This is a genomic window from Leifsonella bigeumensis (assembly GCF_039537265.1).
Taxonomy (GTDB): domain Bacteria; phylum Actinomycetota; class Actinomycetes; order Actinomycetales; family Microbacteriaceae; genus Terrimesophilobacter; species Terrimesophilobacter bigeumensis.
On sequence record NZ_BAABAE010000003.1, the window covers coordinates 972,867 to 988,614 of the forward strand.

Below are 15,748 nucleotides of genomic sequence, written 5' to 3' on the forward strand. Positions count from 1 at the left end.
GTGTTCACCAAGATCCTGGTCGCCAATCGAGGTGAGATCGCGATCCGTGCGTTCCGCGCCGCCTACGAGCTCGGAGCGAGGACCGTGGCCGTATTCCCCTGGGAGGACCGGAACTCCCTGCACCGGCTCAAGGCCGATGAGGCGTACCTCATCGGCACGGAGGGGCATCCGGTGCGGGCCTACCTCGACGTCTCGGAGATCATCCGGGTCGCGAAGGAGTGCGGCGCCGACGCGATCTATCCCGGTTACGGCTTCCTCTCCGAGAACCCCGAACTCGCCGAGGCCGCCGCAGCGGTCGGCATCACCTTCATCGGACCGGGCCAGTCGGTGCTCGAGATGGCCGGCAACAAGGTCACCGCGAAGGCGCATGCGATCGCCGCGGGCGTTCCCGTGCTCGCATCCACTCCCGCGTCGAAGGACATTGACGTGCTCATCGCAGGGGCGGAGGAGATCGGCTTCCCGATCTTCGCGAAGGCGGTCGCGGGAGGCGGCGGCCGGGGGATGCGCCGGGTGGATGCACCGGAGGACCTGCGCGGCGCCCTCGAAGCGGCGATGCGGGAGGCCGACAGCGCATTCGGCGACCCCACGATGTTCCTCGAGCAGGCGGTGCTCCGGCCCCGCCACATCGAGGTGCAGATCCTCGCCGACGCCACCGGGCAGACCGTGCACCTCTTTGAGCGAGACTGCAGCGTGCAGCGCCGCAACCAGAAGGTCGTCGAGATCGCTCCGGCCCCGAACCTCGATGACGACATCCGCCAGGCGCTCTACCGCGACGCGATAGCGTTCGCGAAGTCGATCGGCTACGTCAATGCCGGAACCGTCGAATTCCTCCTCGACACCGTGGGGGAGCGCGCGGGCCAGCATGTCTTCATCGAGATGAACCCGCGCATCCAGGTCGAGCACACCGTGACGGAGGAAATCACGGATGTCGACCTCGTCCAGGCGCAGATGCGCATCGCCTCGGGGCAGACGCTCGCCGAACTCGGACTCGAACAGGAGAACCTCCGCCTGCGCGGGGCGGCCCTGCAGTGCCGTATCACGACCGAGGACCCGGCGGAGGGCTTCCGGCCCGACACCGGCAAGATCACGACCTACCGCTCCCCGGGCGGTGGAGGCATCCGGCTCGACGGCGGAACGATCGATCCGGGGACGAGCATCAGCCCGCACTTCGATTCGATGCTCGTGAAGATGACCTGCCGTGGTCGCGACTTCACGGCCGCCGTCGCGCGTGCCAAGCGCGGGCTCGCCGAGTTCCGCATCCGCGGTGTCGCGACGAACATCCCGTTTCTGCAGGCGGTGCTCGACGACCCGTCCTTCGCGGCGGGCGACATCAGCACCTCGTTCATCGACGAGCGGCCAGAGCTCGTACATGCCCGCCCGTCGAAGGACCGCGGGACCAAGATCCTCAACTGGCTGGCCGACGTCACCGTCAACCAGCCGAACGGCAACGGGGGAGACCTCGCGAACCCCGCGCTCAAGCTGCCTGTCGTCGACCTGGACGCCGTACCTCCTGCCGGATCGCGCGACCGTCTCCTCGAACTCGGCCCCCTCGGATTCGCGGCGGCGCTCAGGGGGCAGGCCGCCCTCGCGGTGACTGAGACGACCTTCCGCGACGCCCACCAGTCGCTCCTGGCCACCCGGGTGCGCACGAAGGACCTCGCGACCGTCGCGCCGCACGTCGCGCGGCTCACGCCAGAGCTGTTCTCGATCGAGGCCTGGGGTGGGGCCACCTACGACGTCGCCCTGCGCTTCCTCGGGGAGGACCCCTGGGAACGGCTCGGCACCCTGAGGGAGGCGGCCCCGAACATCGCCATCCAGATGCTCCTGCGCGGCCGCAACACGGTGGGCTACACGCCGTACCCGACGAAGGTCACGGATGTCTTCGTGCGCGAGGCCGCCGCGACCGGCGTCGACATCTTCCGCATCTTCGATGCTCTCAACGACGTCGACCAGATGAGGCCGGCCATCGACTCCGTGCTCGACACCGGAACCACCATCGCCGAGGTGGCGCTGTGCTACACGGGCGACCTGCTCGATCCGGCAGAGAACCTCTACACCCTCGACTACTACCTGCGACTGGCCGAACAGATCGTGGACGCCGGCGCCCACATCCTCGCCGTCAAGGACATGGCGGGCCTCCTGCGCGCGAGCGCCGCTGAGCGGCTCGTAGCGGCCCTGCGCGAACGATTCGACCTTCCTGTGCACGTGCACACCCACGACACGGCAGGCGGGCAGCTGGCGACGCTGCTGGCCGCGAGCCGCGCGGGGGCGGATGCCGTGGACGCCGCGAGCGCGCCCATGGCCGGCACGACGAGCCAGCCCTCCCTCTCCGCGCTCGTGGCCGCCCTCGCCAACACGGAGCGCGACACGGGGATATCCCTCCAGGCCGTCTCCGACCTCGAGCCGTACTGGGAAGCCGTCCGCCACGTCTACCGGCCGTTCGAGTCAGGTCTTCCGGGGCCGACCGGAAGGGTGTACCACCACGAGATACCTGGCGGCCAGCTCTCCAACCTGCGCACCCAGGCCGTGGCCCTGGGGCTCGGCGACCAGTTCGAGAAGATCGAGGACTGCTACGCGGCGGCCAACCGCATCCTGGGCCGTCCGCCGAAGGTGACGCCCTCCTCGAAGGTCGTCGGCGACCTCGCCCTCGCTCTCGCCGCAGCGGATGCCGACCCCGACGACTTCGAGCAGAACCCGGGCAACTATGACATCCCCGATTCGGTCATCTCGTTCATGGCGGGCGAGCTCGGCGATCCGCCGGGCGGCTGGCCAGAGCCCTTCCGCAGCAAGGTGCTCGCGGGACGAAGCGTCTCGATCGAGGTCGGCGAGCTCGACGCGGAGGACAGCGCCGCGCTCGACGGTGATCCGGATGCCAGGCGCGCGACCCTCAACCGGCTCCTCTTCCCGGCCCCTGCGCGCCAGTTCGAGCAGACCAAGGAGCTGTTCGGAGACCTCTCCGTCGTCGACACCGTCGATTACCTGTACGGGTTGCGCGCGGGCACGGAGCACGTCGTCGACCTCGGGACCGGGGTGAGCCTCATCGTGGGGCTCGAGGCGATCGGCGAGGCCGACGACAAGGGTATGAGAACCGTCATGACGGTCATCAACGGGCAGCTGCGCCCCGTCTTCGTCCGTGACCGCTCGATCACGGTCGAGAGCAGGTCGGCCGAGAAGGCGGACCCCGCGCAGCCCGGCCAGGTGCCGGCACCGTTCTCCGGGGTCGTCACGCTCAAGGTCACCCAGGGCGACCTGGTCACGGCTGGGCAGGTCGTCGCAAGCATCGAGGCGATGAAGATGGAGGCGGCCATCACCTGTTCGGTTGCCGGGCGCATCGGGCGGCTCGCCATCCCGATCACACAGCAGGTCGACGGCGGCGACCTTCTCGTCGTCATCGAACCGCAGTCGTAGCGCGTTGTAAGCTAGAGGGTCCGATCAGGAAAGGCGCCCCGCTGTGGCCACGAAGACCAGGAAGACCGGCGAGCCCGCCCCCTCAGGCGGCTCCGACGCCGATGGCCTCGCCGAACCGACGGCCGAGGACCTCACGAGCGCACTCCCGCAGAGCCTCACGATCGATGTGACCCTTCCCGAACAGGTGCACCTCGCCCCCGAGGAGGAGCTTGCGGTCGCGATCGGCGCTGCTCCCGTTCGGGCCGGTCGAATGCTCGAGGACGACCGTGCGACGACCTCGATCTCGCTCATCCCGGTGATGCCGGAGGCCCCCGTGGAACCAGCGGGGGACGACCTCTCCGATGACGCACTGCAGAGCAGGAGGAGCCGGTTGCGAGGGGACGTCTCGGCGACGCCGGAGTCTGCCGCCATGCTGACAGCGGAGCGCCTGCTCGACCAGCGCGGGACGAAGCGCCCGAGGCCGGAGGGCGCGTGGCCCGCGTTCCTCTACGCCGCGACTCTGCACCTCGTCAACCTCGGCGATTCACCGCGCGTGCGGGCCCGCAAGGCGCTGGACGCCAGGATCGACAAGCGCTTCGAGGGTGGAACCAGGTTCGTCCCCGTGCTCACCAGGAAGGGCGGGGTCGGCAAGACGACCATCACCGCGCTGCTCGGAATGGCCATGGCCGACGTGCGCGAAGACCGGGTGATCGCGATCGACGCGAACCCGGATCGCGGAACGCTCGCGGAACGCGTCAACAAGCAGACCAGGGCGACCGTGCGCGATGTCGTGACGCGGGCGGCATCCATCACCTCCTTCAGCGACTTCACGGCGCTCGTCTCGCGCGACGAGACCCGGCTGGACATCCTGGCCTCCGACACCGATCCGCTGCTGTCCGAAGCCTTCGACGAGGACGACTACAACGTCGTGGCGGATCTGGCCGCACGCTTCTACTCGATCGCGCTCACCGACTGCGGCACCGGCATCGTCCACTCCGTCATGCGGGCGACCCTGCAGCGGGCGGATTCGGTCGTCATCGTCTCCGGCGGAAGCGTCGATGAGGCGCGGCTCGCATCCGAGACCCTCACCTGGCTCGAGGCGAACGGCTACGGGGACCTCGTGCGCAACGCCATCGTCGCCCTCAACACTGCGACCCAGGGCACCAACCTCGTCAAGATCGACGAGATCGAGGCGCACTTCCGCTCGCGGGTGCGCGAGATCGTGCGCATCCCGTACGACCCGCAGCTCGCGGCGGGGTCCATCGTCGACTACCAGCGGTTGCGACCGCTCACGATCGCGAGCGCGCGCGAACTCGCCGCCCTCGTCGTCGACGGCCTGCCGGTCCGCCGGGACGCCTGACGTGGACGGAGCGTCCCAGGCGGTTGCGAAGGAAGCGCGAGGATGACCGCGCGACAGATCCGGGTATTCGGGGACCCGGTGCTCAGAACCGTGTCCGATCCGGTCGCCCCGGGGGACCCGTCCGCCCAGGGACTCGTCGAGGACCTGCTGGACACCGTCCGGCTGCCCGGCCGTGCAGGGGTCGCCGCACCGCAGATCGGCGTCAACCAGCGCGCTTTCAGCTACAACATCGACGGCGAGGTCGGCTACATCCTCAACCCGGAGCTCGCCGAGGTCTCGGGGGAGCCTGCGCTCCTCGACGAGGGGTGCCTCTCGGTCCCCGGCTTCTACTTCCAGCGGATGCGTTATCCCTGGGCGCGCGTGACCGGGGTGGATCTCGACGGCAATCCGGTCGAGCTCGCCGGCGACGGGCTGCTCGCGCAGGCTTTGCAGCACGAGACCGACCACCTCGACGGCAAGCTCTTCATCGAAGGGCTCGACAAGGACCGCAAGCGCGAGGCGATGCGCCTCATCCGTGATTCGGACTGGTTCTAGCCGACGACGGATTGCCCCTGTGTTGCGGGAGCGTCGGTGTAGAGCCCGTCGATCGTGTCGGCGAAGTCCTCGAGGATGACGTTGCGCTTGATGCTGAGCTTCGGCGTCAGGTGTCCGCTCGCCTCGGTGAGGTCGTGCGGCAGGATCACGAACTTGCGGATGGACTCGGCGCGCGACACGGCCGCGTTCGCCCTGTCGATCGCCTCCTGGATCTCAGCGAGCACCTTGGGGTTCTTCGCCGCCTCATCGACCGACGTGGTCGCGTCCTCGCCGTTGTTGTTGAGCCACACGGGGAGCATCTCCTCGTCGAGCGAGATGAGCGCGCCGATGAACGGCCGCTTGTCGCCCACGACGATGACCTGGCCGATGATCGGGTTGGACCGGATCGGGTCCTCGAGGGTCGCCGGTGCGACGTTCTTCCCGCCCGCCGTGACGATCATCTCCTTCTTGCGGCCGGTGATCTCGAGGTAGCCGTCCTCGTCGATCGTGCCGATGTCGCCGGTCTTGAACCATTCGCCGTCGAAGGTGGCCTTCGTCGCCTCGGGGTTGTTCCAGTAGCCCGCGAAGATGTTGACGCCCTTCGTCTCGATCTCGCCGTCCTCGCCGAGGCGCACCGCGCATCCGGGCAGCGGAGGGCCGACTTTACCGATCTTGAAGTTGGATGGCACGTTGACCGAGATCGGCGCCGTCGTCTCGGTGAGTCCATAGCCCTCGAGGATGGTGAGCCCGAGGCTGCGGTAGAAATGGCCGAGGAAGAGTCCGAGCGGTGCCGAGCCGGAGACGGCGTACTTGACGCGACCGCCGAGTGCCGCCCGGATCTTGCTGAGCACGAGCCTGTCGAAGAGCGTGAACTGGAGCGCGAGGCCGAGCGGTACCTTTCCGGCATCCAGCGCCCTCGAGTGCGCGACGGCCACGGCCGCCGCCTTGCGGAAGATCTTGCCCTTCCCGCCACCTTCCGCCTTCTGCTCGGACGAGTTGTAGACCTTCTCGAACACTCGCGGGACCGCGAGGAGGAAGGTGGGGCGGAACGAGCCCATGGCCGGGAGCAGCTGCTTGGTGTCGGGCTGGTGGCCGACCTTGAGACCGCCCACGATCGCGAGCACCGAGATGAACCGCGCGAAGATGTGGGCGAGCGTGATGAACAACAGGGTGCTCGACTCGGTGTTCACGACCTCGGGGATCGCCTCGCGCGCGTTGCGGGTCAGCTCGACGAAGTTGGAGTGGGTGAGCATGCAGCCCTTGGGCTTGCCCGTCGTGCCCGCGGTGTAGATGAGGGTCGCGAGATCCTTGCCGGTCGCGAGGTTGCGGCGACGCTCGATCTCCTCGTCGGAGATGCCGGTGCCGCTCGCGGCCAGCTTGTCGAGGTCACCGGTGTCGATCTTCCAGACGTTCCTGATGAGCGGAAGGTCGGGGTGCGCTTCATCGAAGCGGGCGAAGTGTTCGGGGGTCTCGGTGATCATGGCGACGGTGCCGGAGTCGTTGAGGTTCCACTGCAGCTGGGCGGGGGAGGAGGTCTCGTAGATCGGGACCATGACTGCCCCGGCGAACCAGATGCCGAAGTCGATGAGGGTCCACTCGTAGCGCGTCTTGCACATGAGACCGACCTTGTCGCCGGGCTGGATCCCGGCGGCGGCGAAGCCCTTGGCGAGTGCACGGACCTGGTCGAGGAACTCGGTTGCGGTGATGTCGGACCATCCGCCGTCTGCGGTCGGAACGGAGAAGATGGCGAGATCGGGGGTGGCGCGCACCCTGTCCATGAGGAGGTCGGTCGCGTTGGCTTCCGGGTCCGCGGGAACAAGGGCAGGCATGTCGTAGTGGTCCACGGCAACTCCTTCGGTACCGGTCAGGTCAGTCTCCTCACTCTACCGGGTCACGCTGCGGGTAGGATTGTCGAGTTGTCCCGCTCGGCGCGGCAGCCGGGGCGGACGGAAGGTTTGCGATGTTCTACTGGTTCATGAAGAACCTCATCGCGGGCCCGATCCTGCGCACGGCGTTCCGCCCGTGGGTCACCGGTGAGGAGAACATCCCCCGCTCGGGCGGCGTCATCCTCGCGAGCAATCACCTCTCCTTCATCGACTCGGTGTTCCTCCCGCTCGTGATCGAGCGCCGGGTCACCTTCCTCGCCAAGAGCGACTACTACACGGCCCGCGGCATCAAGGGCTGGGCGATCAAGAACTTCCTCAAGGCGGCGGGGATGCTGCCGATCGATCGTTCGGGCGGCAAGGCGTCCGAGGCGAGCCTGCGCACCGGGCTCGGGGTTCTCTCCCAGGGCGAGGTGCTCGGCATCTATCCGGAGGGCACCCGCAGCCCCGACGGAAAGCTCTATCGCGGTCGCACCGGCGTTGCCCGCATGGTGCTCGAGGGCGGCGTCCCGGTCATCCCGGTCGCGATGATCGACACCGAGAAGGTCATGCCGATCGGGAAGCGCATCCCGAAGGTGCGGCGCATCGGAGTCATCATCGGCGAACCGCTCGACTTCAGTCGTTTCGAGGGGATGGAGAGCGACCGGTTCATCCTTCGCTCGATCACCGACGAGATCATGTACGAGCTCAGCCACCTCGGCAACCAGGAGTACGTCGACGTGTATGCGAGCACGGTCAAGGAGAAGACCGGCAGCCTCAGCCGCTGACCGCGCCCGGGCCGGCTCCCGTCGTCGGAGTCGTCGCCGTCACGGTCGTCGTTCCTCGCGATATGCTTGAGGCTTCGGGGTGCCCGCCCCTTCTGCTGCACCGTCGCAGTACCTCATCGCTCGCGCATCCAGCGCATCCTCACCAATGAAGCGGTCAACAGTCAAGGAGTGCACCGTGGTCGACCCGTCAGAACCAGTCGTGCTTGCCGATCCGGCGGTCATCGACGGGCTCGACTATTGGCGGACGCTCCCGATCGCCCAGCAGCCGTCCTGGCCGTCCGCGGATGCCGTGGCGGAGGCCTCGGCGGAACTCGCGACGCTGCCGCCCCTCGTCTTCGCGGGCGAGGTCGACATCCTGCGCACCCGACTCGCGAGCGCAGCGCGGGGCGAGGCGTTCCTGCTCCAGGGCGGCGACTGCGCCGAGACCTTCGTCGCCGCGACGGCCAACCAGATCCGCGACCGGGTCAAGACCATCCTGCAGATGGCCGTCGTGCTCACCTACGGCGCCTCGATGCCCGTCATCAAGATGGGGCGGATGGCCGGCCAGTTCGCCAAGCCCCGCTCGAGCGACACCGAGACGCGCGGTGGGGTCACCCTCCCGGCGTACCGCGGCGATATCGTCAACGGCTACGATTTCACACCCGAGTCGCGCATGGCCGACCCGTCGAGGCTCGTCCGGGGGTACCACACGGCCGCGAGCACCCTCAACCTCATCCGCGCCTTCACCCAGGGCGGGTTCGCCGACCTGCGCCAGGTGCACAGCTGGAATCAGGGCTTCGCCCGCAACCCCGCGAACGTGCGCTACGAGCACATGGCCCGTGAGATCGACCGCGCGATCAAGTTCATGATGGCCTGCGGTGCGGACTTCGAGGCGCTCAAGCGCACCGAGTTCTACATCTCCCACGAGGCTCTGCTCATGGACTACGAGCGGCCGCTCACGCGCATCGACTCGCGTACCGGAACCCCGTACGGCACCTCGGCGCACTTCCTGTGGGTAGGGGAGCGCACCCGGCAGCAGGACGGCGCCCACCTCGACTTCCTCTCCCGGGTGCGCAACCCGCTCGGCGTCAAGCTCGGGCCGTCGACCACGCCCCAGCAGGTCCTCGACCTCATCGACAAGCTCGACCCCGAGCGCGAACCCGGCCGCCTGACCTTCATCACCCGGATGGGCGCCGGGCGCATCCGGGACGTCCTCCCCGAGCTTCTCGAGACGGTCAAGGCGAGCGACGCCACGCCGCTCTGGGTGAGCGACCCCATGCACGGCAACGGGCTCACGACCCCGAACGGCTACAAGACGCGTCGTTTCGACGACGTCGTCGACGAGGTCAAGGGCTTCTTCGAGGCGCACCGGAGCGCGGGGACCCACCCGGGCGGCATCCACATCGAACTCACCGGCGACGACGTCACGGAGTGCCTCGGCGGCTCGGAGCAGATCGACGAGGCGACCCTCGCGACCCGCTACGAGTCGCTGTGCGACCCGCGACTCAACCACATGCAGTCGCTCGAACTCGCCTTCCTCGTCGCGGAGGAGCTCGGCGCGCGCTCACTGACAGCCTGATCGCGAGCGTCAGAAGCTCAGGTTGAAATTGACCTTGACCGTCGAGCCCTTGTCGACCATGGTCCCGGCCTCCGGGCTGATCTTCTTGACCGTGGACGATGGGAAGCTGTCGGCGATGGTGTTGTAGTCGAGCGTGAAGCCGAGCTCGAGCAGTTTGGGCTTCGCGTCGCGCCAGGTCATGCCGACGACATCCGGCACCTCGACCTGCTCGACCCCGTCGGAGACGATGAGCTGCAGCAGCGTGCCCTTCGTGATCGCCGTGCCCTCCTCGGGGGGCTGGTAGCCGATGACCTTGCCCTTCTCGACCGTGTCGCTGAAGTCATGGAGGCCCGCCGAGGTCGAGCCGAGCAACTCCTTCTCCTGGAGCGCCTGAACTGCGTCGTCGACCGTGAGGCCCTCCACGTCCGGGACCGGTCCGAGCGAGACGATCAGCGTGACGGGCTGCCGCTCCCAGTACTCATCGACGGTTCCGAGGTCGAGCTTCGCGCCGTCCTTGTCGACGCCCCAGGCGACGATGACGACGTTCTCCGGCACCTTCGGGTCGAACTGGTACTGCGACTCCTGGACGTCGAATGAATCGCCGATGAGGTCTCGGGCGGCGTCCTCGGTCTTGCCGGCGAGCTTCGGCATCGGCAGCGCTTTCGGGCCGTCGGAGATGAGGAGCGCGACCTCGCCGCCGTGCGCTACGGCCGTGCCCGCCTCCGGATCGGTTCCCGCGACCTTGCCCGCCTCGACGTCGACACTGAACACGTGCTTCGGGGTCGGGGAGACCTCGAGGTCTGCCTTCTCGAGGATCGCGGTCGCCGAGGCCACGTCCTCACCCGTGACGACCGGGATGATGACCTTCGAGCCCGGCCCCGACCCGAAATACCAGCCGGTCGCCCCGGCGAGGGTCGCGAGTACGAGGACGAGGGCGAACAGCCAGGCGCCGCGCGACTTCCTCTTTTCGGCCGCCGCAGAGAGCGCCGACGTGCTGTCGAGGGCCATCGGGCCGGGGCGCTGCTTCACGCGGGTCCCGAGCACCTGCGTCTCGGATTCGGAGGCGGCATCCGGGGTCGGGGTGGGGACCAGGGGTCCGGAGGGCATGACCATCGTCGGCATCGGGACGCCCTGGGTCGGCGTCGCCTGTCCGGAATCCAGGATGCGCTGCGTCTCGTGAAGCTGCTCGAGCATGGCCCTCGCGTCCCGCGGCCGCTGCTCAGGGTCGCGGGCGGTGGCCCATAACACGAGTTCGTCGAGCTCTGCGGGGACCCTCGGGTTCTTGCTGCTCGGCGTCGGCACCGTGTCGTTGGCGTGCTGCTGGGCGATCTGGAACGGTTGCTCGCCCTTGAACGGCTGCTCGCCGGCGAGCATCTCGTACAGCATGATCCCGACCGCGTAGATGTCGCTGCGCGCGTCGGCGACCCCGCGGGTGACGAGCTCGGGGGAGAGGTAGGCGATGGTTCCGAGAAGCGCGTTGCCCGTCGCGGTCTGCGCCGTGGCGGCCCTGGCGAGCCCGAAGTCGCTGATCTTGATGCGGCCGTCGTCGGCGAGGAGCACGTTCTCCGGCTTCAGGTCGCGGTGCACGATCCCGTTGCGGTGGGCTGCGGCGAGGCCCGAGAGTATGGCATCCATGATGTCCATGGCCTGCTCGGTCGTGAGCACCGGGTGCTCCTGCAGCAGCTCGCGCAGGGTGATGCCGGGCAGATACTCCATGACGAGGTAGGCGGTGTCGGCATCCTGCCCCTGGTCGTAGACGTTCACGACGTTCGGATGCGCGAGGCGCGCTGCCGAGCGGGCCTCCTGGATGAAGCGGGCCTTGTACTGCGTGTCGTCGGCGAGGTGGCCGTGCATGACCTTGATCGCGACGCGCCGCTCCAGACGAAGGTCGGTGGCGAGATAGACCGTCGCCATGCCGCCCCTGGCAATGCGTGAGCGCACCTGGTACCGGCCGTCGATCAGACGGCCGATCAGGGGATCGGTCGTGTTGGTGCTCACCGCAGAAGTCTAAGGATGCGCCCCGGTGGTATCCCGTCAAAACACCGTGAACACCGGGTTTGGCCAGCGGCGCCGGATCCCGGTGCCGAGGCGGATCCGCGCATCAGGAGAGCTGTGCGAGCCAGGCGCGCGCGGAGGTCTCCCACTTCGCGTAGGCGTTGGGGTAGGCGGAGCGCTGAACGGCCTGGGCGGCCTGGGTGACGGTCATCGACTGCCAGCCGGGGATGTCGAGGAGCCCGCGTGTGTTGCCCTTGTTCGGGTTGCTCGGGCCTCCGAAGAACAGCCGGCTCGCGTAGACCGGATCGGTGACCTGCGCGGGAGTGCCCCAACCGGTGCTGGGGCGCTGCTGGAACAGCCCGAGGGAGTCGCGGTCCCCGTAGTCGAGGTTGCGCAGCGTCGACTCCTGGGCGGCGGCGGCGAGCGCGATGACGAGTGCGTAGTCGCTCACCCCGAGCGACCGGCCGACGGCGAGGATGATCCGGGCGTTCTCGGCCATCTCGGCGGTGAGCGGGGTGACGACCCCGCCGACGCCCGCCGTCCCGGAGGAGACTCCGGGGATGACGAGCGTGCGCCCCGCGTAGATGATGCTCGAACGGTTGAGCCCGTTCGCATCGAGCAGCGACTGGATGCTCACGCCGACCTTCGCCGCGATGCTCGTGATCGTGTCGCCGGACCTGATGAGGTAGGTCGTGCTGGCCGGGGCCGGCGGCGGAGTCGGCTGCGCGATCGGGGTGACGTCGACGACCGGGTCGATGTCGATGGTGCCGGCATCCGGTGTCGTCGGCGCAGGCGCCGGTTTCGTGGCGGCGGGTTGGCCGGGGATGACGACCGACTGGCCCGGGTAGATGATGCTCGACCAGCCCAACCCGTTCGCGCTCAGCACCGACTGGGTCGACACCTTGAATCGCGCGGCGATCACACTGATGGTGTCGCCTTTCACGATCGTGTAGCGCGTGATCCCGGTCGAGGCCGGCGGGGTCGGGGTCGGGGGCGTGGCGGCAGGCGGTGTCGCACCGTTGGTGAGCCGCAGCACCTGGCCGGGGAAGATGAGCGACTTCCAGCCGAGCCCGTTGAGGGCGAGCACGGATGCCGTGGCGAGTCCGAATCGGGCCGCGATCCCGCTGACGGTGTCGCCCGCCGCGACGCGGTAGGTCGTCGGAGCGGCGGCGACGGCTGCTGCGGATGCCGCGACAGTGGTCTCTCGCGGCTGGGCGGCCATGGCGTCTCGTACGGCTTTGCGCAGCTCCGAGTTGGAGTCCTTGGGCTTGTCGGCACGCTTGGCGCCGGCCGGCTCGATCGGGCCGGTGAGGTTGAAGCTCATCGCCATCGAGCTGACGAGGATGATGGGCAGGGTCTGGAAGACGCCCCTGGAGACCCGCCCGGCCTGCTTCGGCGCGGCGTGGCGGGCGAGGCGGCGGACGTCGGACGTGCTCCCCGAGTTTTCGGTCATGATGATTCCCCAGTCGACCCTTCCGAATGTGCCACAGATAGTTACTACTGTCAATTATCGTGGCCAATGTGACTCAAGTGAACAATCTCGGAATAGGCCGTGTCGTCCTCGCCGTCGGCACCGGTTCTGGCAGTCTTTAACCGTGGCAAAATCTCCGGCAGCAGCGCCGGCCCCTGAAATCCGCTGGCTCACCGTCCCCGACCTGGTCGAACTCCTCGGCATCGGGGTCAGCAAGGTGCGCCGGCTCATCGAAGACCGCGCGCTCCTGGCCTCCCGCATCGACGGCGTTTGGCAGGTGCCGGAGCTCTTTCTGCGCGACGGCGAGCCGCTGCCCGAGCTCAGGGGCACGCTCATCGTCCTCTTCGACAGCGGGTTCACCGACGACGAGGCCATGCACTGGCTGCTGAGCCAGGAGGAGAGCCTCGGCACCACCCCGATCGACGCCCTGCGCGCCGGCCGCAAGGCCGAGGTGCGCCGGATCGCCCAGGCACTCGGCTTCTAGGCCGACTCCAGAGCAGAGCCCTGACGGTCTCAGGCGGAGCGGACGATGACCGTGTCGGTGAGCCGGATGAGCTGCTCCCGCGCACTCGTCGTGATCGGGGCATCCTTCAGGGCGTCGGTGGCGAGTTCGACGTTGTGGCGGATGACGCGTTCGACGTGCTCGACCGCGCCGCTGTCCCGGATGGCATCCTGCAGCATCCGCACCTGAAGCTCGGTCAGGCCACGGTCGCCGAGCAGCTCATCGAGGAAGCGCACGGCGTTGGCCGGAAGCTTCGTCCTCGCGAGCGCGATGAGCACGGTGCGCTTGCCCTCCCGCAGGTCGTCGCCGGAGGGTTTGCCGGTCACCCCCGGGTCGCCGAAAACGCCGAGCAGGTCGTCGCGCAGCTGGTAGGCGATCCCCAGCGGGAGCCCGAAGGACCTCAGGGCCGAAAGCTCGTCGATCGTGCCTCCGCCGAGCGCCGCCCCGATCACGAGCGGCGCCTCGACGCTGTACTTGGCCGATTTGTAGACGATGACGCGGTGCGCCCTGGAGAGCTGCTCCGATTCGGGGTGACTGCGCCAGGCCTGCTCGTCGAGGATGTCGAGGTACTGGCCGACCATGACCTCGGTGCGCATGCGATTGAACTCCGCGCGCGCGGCGGCGACCGCACCGGGGGAGGAGAGCAGTGCGAGGGCGGCATCGAAGGCCTCCTCGCTCCAGGCGAGCAGGAGGTCGCCGAGCAGCATGGCCGCCGAACGGCCGAACCCTGTGGCGTCGCCCGTCCAGCCGTTGTCACGATGGGCGGCCTCGAAGCGGCGGTGCACGGCCGAACCCCCGCGGCGGGTGTCCGAGTTGTCGATGATGTCGTCGTGGACGAGCGCGGCGGCGTGGAAGATCTCGAGTGCGCCGGCCGCAAGCACCGCCGCCCTCAGATCCTCGTCCTCCGTGGTGCCGGGCAATGGGTCGGCGTCGTCGACCCTGCCGCTCACCGCCTGCCAGCCCCAATAGCAGAACAGGGCGCGGAAGCGCTTTCCTCCGCGCAGGAGGTCCCGCGAGTAGTCGATGAAGGGGGAGAGCTCGGGTGCGATGCCGGCGAGATGCGGCTGTCGCTGGTCGAGGAAGTCGTCGATGGCGTCCTGGACCAGGTCGACTAACCGCGTACTCTCAGCCACGCTCCTAGCCTAGCCAGCCCGGTGAGCATACAATGGTGAGCGACAGCGTCGATCTCGTTCCTGAGGGGAGTGACCATGCCGCTATCCGAGCAGGAGCAGCGCCTCCTCGAGGAGATGGAGCGAAGCCTCTATCAGAACGACGCCGACTTCGTCGCGACCGTCGGCAGCCGGTCTTCGCGCCCCAACTACCGGATGATCGTCGTCGGCGTCCTGATCGGCATCATCGGGATCGTCGGCATCGTGATCGGCGTCGCCACGCGCCTGCCTCTCGTCGGGGTGCTCGGCTTCATCGTCATGTTCGTCGGTGTGCTGCTGGCGCTCAGCCGGTCGAAGGGGGCCGCGGTTCCCGTCGAGGCGGATGACCGGGGCAAGGCGGAGCACAGTGGATTCATGGACCGCATGAACGAGCGCTGGGACCGTCGCCAGGAGGGCCACGGGAACTAGCTCCGCGTCTCATCTCGGGTCGACCTTCGGGTCGGCCCTTTTTTTGTGTCCGGAGTCGGACGGATCAGGGCTGTTCTCGCTACTTTCCCTCCACCATCCTCCACCGCATGATTGTCCATGTTTACTGGGCTGTCGCGACACACCTCTCCATGCTTAGAGGCAATCTCGTTGTTTTGTGGTGGGAAGTGGAGTAAAGTGGAGCACACCTGAATCCGGGCCGGAGAACGAGGGGGGAGGACCGCGGATGTTCCTTGGCACCTACGCCCCCAAGCTCGACGACAAGGGCCGCATCATCCTCCCGGCCAAGTTCTGGGACGAGCTCGAGGCGGGCATCGTCATCACTCGCGGCCAGGAGCGCTGCCTGTACGTCTACAGCGTTCGCGAGTTCGAAGAACTGCACGAGAAGATCCGCCAGGCCCCCGTCACGAGCAAGCAGGCCCGCGACTTCCTGAGGCTCTTCCTCTCCGGCGCGCACTCCGAGGTGCCGGACAAGCAGCACCGCGTGACGGTCCCGGCGCTGCTGCGCGGTTACGCGGGTCTCGACCGCGAACTCACCGTCATCGGTGCAGGCAACCGCGCCGAGATCTGGGACACCGAAGCCTGGAACACCTATTACACCGAGCAGGAGAGCGGCTTCTCCGAGATCACCGAGGAGGTGATTCCCGGACTCTTCTAGCTCCCGGTTCCTGACTCCCAGCCGAGTCCGGCCCTGACACACTTCCCCGGTGCCAGGTCTGGTGCGGATGGGGATCAGGG

The 15,748-nt window shown here is 68.1% G+C and carries 12 protein-coding genes; 8 read left to right on the forward strand and 4 right to left on the reverse strand.

The features are described 5' to 3' along the window. Genes ABD678_RS09875 through def form a run of 3 tightly spaced genes read left to right on the forward strand, consistent with a single transcriptional unit; the run spans window position 1 to window position 5,281 of the window. Window positions 1–3,408 carry a pyruvate carboxylase gene (locus ABD678_RS09875; protein ID WP_344756169.1) on the forward strand — a complete coding sequence of 1,136 codons (3,408 nt, stop codon included), beginning with the start codon at window positions 1–3 and terminating at the stop codon, window positions 3,406–3,408. 43 nt (window positions 3,409–3,451) lie between these two features. Beyond that, on the forward strand, window positions 3,452–4,747 hold the full coding sequence (locus ABD678_RS09880) for a MinD/ParA family ATP-binding protein (RefSeq protein WP_344756171.1): 1,296 nt from the start codon (window positions 3,452–3,454) through the stop codon (window positions 4,745–4,747). Window positions 4,748–4,789: 42 nt separating this feature from the next. Further along, window positions 4,790–5,281, forward strand: a complete 492-nt coding sequence (gene def / locus ABD678_RS09885; protein ID WP_344756172.1) for a peptide deformylase — start codon at window positions 4,790–4,792, stop codon at window positions 5,279–5,281. Here def and ABD678_RS09890 read toward each other — a convergent pair. After that, window positions 5,278–7,089: an AMP-dependent synthetase/ligase gene (locus ABD678_RS09890; protein ID WP_425561982.1), complete on the reverse strand. Its 1,812-nt coding sequence runs from the start codon at window positions 7,087–7,089 to the stop codon at window positions 5,278–5,280. The genes def and ABD678_RS09890 overlap by 4 nt on opposite strands. A gap of 131 nt (window positions 7,090–7,220) precedes the next feature. Between ABD678_RS09890 and ABD678_RS09895 the strand changes: the two genes are divergently transcribed. Both ABD678_RS09895 and ABD678_RS09900 read left to right on the forward strand, forming a co-directional pair. Next, complete coding sequence (locus ABD678_RS09895; RefSeq protein WP_344756176.1) at window positions 7,221–7,910, forward strand: lysophospholipid acyltransferase family protein; 690 nt, start codon at window positions 7,221–7,223, stop codon at window positions 7,908–7,910. Between the two features lie 145 nt (window positions 7,911–8,055). Next, window positions 8,056–9,468 (forward strand): class II 3-deoxy-7-phosphoheptulonate synthase, encoded by a 1,413-nt coding sequence (locus tag ABD678_RS09900; protein WP_344756178.1) that lies wholly within the window; start codon window positions 8,056–8,058, stop codon window positions 9,466–9,468. Between the two features lie 9 nt (window positions 9,469–9,477). Here ABD678_RS09900 and pknB read toward each other — a convergent pair whose 3' ends face one another. Beyond that, complete coding sequence (gene pknB / locus ABD678_RS09905; RefSeq protein ID WP_344756180.1) at window positions 9,478–11,445, reverse strand: Stk1 family PASTA domain-containing Ser/Thr kinase; 1,968 nt, start codon at window positions 11,443–11,445, stop codon at window positions 9,478–9,480. A gap of 103 nt (window positions 11,446–11,548) precedes the next feature. Further along, on the reverse strand, window positions 11,549–12,901 hold the full coding sequence (locus ABD678_RS09910) for a LysM peptidoglycan-binding domain-containing protein (protein WP_425561983.1): 1,353 nt from the start codon (window positions 12,899–12,901) through the stop codon (window positions 11,549–11,551). A gap of 136 nt (window positions 12,902–13,037) precedes the next feature. On the opposite strand from ABD678_RS09910, the gene ABD678_RS09915 reads away from it, so the two are divergent. Continuing rightward, entirely contained in the window at window positions 13,038–13,397 is a 360-nt protein-coding gene (locus tag ABD678_RS09915) for an Rv2175c family DNA-binding protein (RefSeq protein ID WP_344756184.1), read from the forward strand. 29 nt (window positions 13,398–13,426) lie between these two features. On the opposite strand, the gene ABD678_RS09920 is transcribed toward ABD678_RS09915, so the two are convergent. Further along, window positions 13,427–14,548, reverse strand: a complete 1,122-nt coding sequence (locus ABD678_RS09920; RefSeq protein ID WP_344756186.1) for a polyprenyl synthetase family protein — start codon at window positions 14,546–14,548, stop codon at window positions 13,427–13,429. A 75-nt stretch (window positions 14,549–14,623) separates the two neighbouring features. On the opposite strand from ABD678_RS09920, the gene ABD678_RS09925 reads away from it, so the two are divergent. After that, window positions 14,624–14,992 carry a DUF3040 domain-containing protein gene (locus ABD678_RS09925; protein ID WP_344756188.1) on the forward strand — a complete coding sequence of 123 codons (369 nt, stop codon included), beginning with the start codon at window positions 14,624–14,626 and terminating at the stop codon, window positions 14,990–14,992. Window positions 14,993–15,236: 244 nt separating this feature from the next. Beyond that, the gene (gene mraZ, locus ABD678_RS09930; protein WP_344756190.1) at window positions 15,237–15,668 is read left to right on the forward strand and encodes a division/cell wall cluster transcriptional repressor MraZ; all 432 of its coding nucleotides are present in this window, start codon (window positions 15,237–15,239) and stop codon (window positions 15,666–15,668) included. Window positions 15,669–15,748 lie beyond the last annotated feature (80 nt).

Bases quoted from the DNA above. Each gene is read 5' to 3' on its own strand.
- ABD678_RS09925 (WP_344756188.1), top strand. From the start codon at position 14,624: ATGCCGCTATCCGAGCAGGAGCAGCGCCTCCTCGAGGAGATGGAGCGA.
- mraZ (WP_344756190.1), top strand. From the start codon at position 15,237: ATGTTCCTTGGCACCTACGCCCCCAAGCTCGACGACAAGGGCCGCATC.
- ABD678_RS09900 (WP_344756178.1), top strand. From the start codon at position 8,056: ATGAAGCGGTCAACAGTCAAGGAGTGCACCGTGGTCGACCCGTCAGAA.
- ABD678_RS09895 (WP_344756176.1), top strand. From the start codon at position 7,221: ATGTTCTACTGGTTCATGAAGAACCTCATCGCGGGCCCGATCCTGCGC.
- def (WP_344756172.1), top strand. From the start codon at position 4,790: ATGACCGCGCGACAGATCCGGGTATTCGGGGACCCGGTGCTCAGAACC.
- ABD678_RS09890 (WP_425561982.1), bottom strand. From the start codon at position 7,089: ATGCCTGCCCTTGTTCCCGCGGACCCGGAAGCCAACGCGACCGACCTC.